1 protein-coding gene is annotated in these 1,966 nt (G+C 51.4%); it reads left to right on the plus strand.

The features are described 5' to 3' along the window. Positions 1 to 215 (plus strand): hypothetical protein (locus EGI32_RS11240; RefSeq protein WP_255155456.1); only part of this gene is annotated, 215 nt, incomplete at its 5' end. Positions 216 to 1,966: the final 1,751 nt, after the last annotated feature.

The raw sequence follows: 1,966 nt of genomic DNA on the forward strand, positions 1-1,966 counted from the left end.
CAGCCTTTTTAGCTATGGCGGGCCTACCGGAACCGTCGGCAGTGGTTACGCTACTGGCGCCAGTGTTCCGGAGGATCACTGGTGTCTGTATAAGTGTGCAGGTCTGCGACCGGGTTGGAACCGCAAATCCTAAAATAAAAATACCAATTCTCAATAGCAACCAGGAGCAAAAGAAAATTGTGGAACTGATGCCGGTCGCAGACCTGCTACCTTAGTAAGACACAAGTGGTCACGGAAGTTCTTTGATGGAGGAAGTTGTGCCGTGAACACTTGCGCCAGAGGGGAGCCAGAGGGAGTGTGGATGGGATAAATGTTACAGGCGAAATGGCAGAGAGGAGAAAATTATTAACCAAATGCCCCGCCGCAGCCTTTTTGGCTGTGGCGGGGCATACCGGAACCGTCGGCAGTGGTTACGCTACTGGCGCCAGTGTTCCGGAGGATCACTGGTGTCTGTATAAGTGTGCAGGTCTGCGACCGGGTTGGAACCGCAAATCCTAAAATAAAAATACCAATTCTCAATAGCAACCAGGAGCAAAAGAAAATTGTGGAACTGATGCCGGTCGCAGACCTGCTACCTTAGTAAGACACAAGTGGTCACGGAAGTTCTTTGATGGAGGAAGTTGTGCCGTGAACACTTGCGCCAGAGGGGAGCCAGAGGGAGTGTGGATGGGATAAATGTTACAGGCGAAATGGCAGAGAGGAGAAAATTATTAACCAAATGCCCCGCCGCAGCCTTTTTGGCTGTGGCGGGGCATACCGGAACCGTCGGCAGTGGTTACGCTACTGGCGCCAGTGTTCCGGAGGATCACTGGTGTCTGTATAAGTGTGCAGGTCTGCGACCGGGTTGGAACCGCAAATCCTAAAATAAAAATACCAATTCTCAATAGCAACCAGGAGCAAAAGAAAATTGTGGAACTGATGCCGGTCGCAGACCTGCTACCTTAGTAAGACACAAGTGGTCACGGAAGTTCTTTGATGGAGGAAGTTGTGCCGTGAACACTTGCGCCAGAGGGGAGCCAGAGGGAGTGTGGATGGGATAAATGTTACAGGCGAAATGGCAGAGAGGAGAAAATTATTAACCAAATGCCCCGCCGCAGCCTTTTTGGCTGTGGCGGGGCATACCGGAACCGTCGGCAGTGGTTACGCTACTGGCGCCAGTGTTCCGGAGGATCACTGGTGTCTGTATAAGTGTGCAGGTCTGCGACCGGGTTGGAACCGCAAATCCTAAAATAAAAATACCAATTCTCAATAGCAACCAGGAGCAAAAGAAAATTGTGGAACTGATGCCGGTCGCAGACCTGCTACCTTAGTAAGACACAAGTGGTCACGGAAGTTCTTTGATGGAGGAAGTTGTGCCGTGAACACTTGCGCCAGAGGGGAGCCAGAGGGAGTGTGGATGGGATAAATGTTACAGGCGAAATGGCAGAGAGGAGAAAATTATTAACCAAATGCCCCGCCGCAGCCTTTTTGGCTGTGGCGGGGCATACCGGAACCGTCGGCAGTGGTTACGCTACTGGCGCCAGTGTTCCGGAGGATCACTGGTGTCTGTATAAGTGTGCAGGTCTGCGACCGGGTTGGAACCGCAAATCCTAAAATAAAAATACCAATTCTCAATAGCAACCAGGAGCAAAAGAAAATTGTGGAACTGATGCCGGTCGCAGACCTGCTACCTTAGTAAGACACAAGTGGTCACGGAAGTTCTTTGATGGAGGAAGTTGTGCCGTGAACACTTGCGCCAGAGGGGAGCCAGAGGGAGTGTGGATGGGATAAATGTTACAGGCGAAATGGCAGAGAGGAGAAAATTATTAACCAAATGCCCCGCCGCAGCCTTTTTGGCTGTGGCGGGGCATACCGGAACCGTCGGCAGTGGTTACGCTACTGGCGCCAGTGTTCCGGAGGATCACTGGTGTCTGTATAAGTGTGCAGGTCTGCGACCGGGTTGGAACCGCAAATCCTAAAATAAAAA

This window comes from Ferruginibacter sp. HRS2-29, assembly GCF_024343615.1.
Classification (GTDB): Bacteria; Bacteroidota; Bacteroidia; order Chitinophagales; family Chitinophagaceae; genus Ferruginibacter.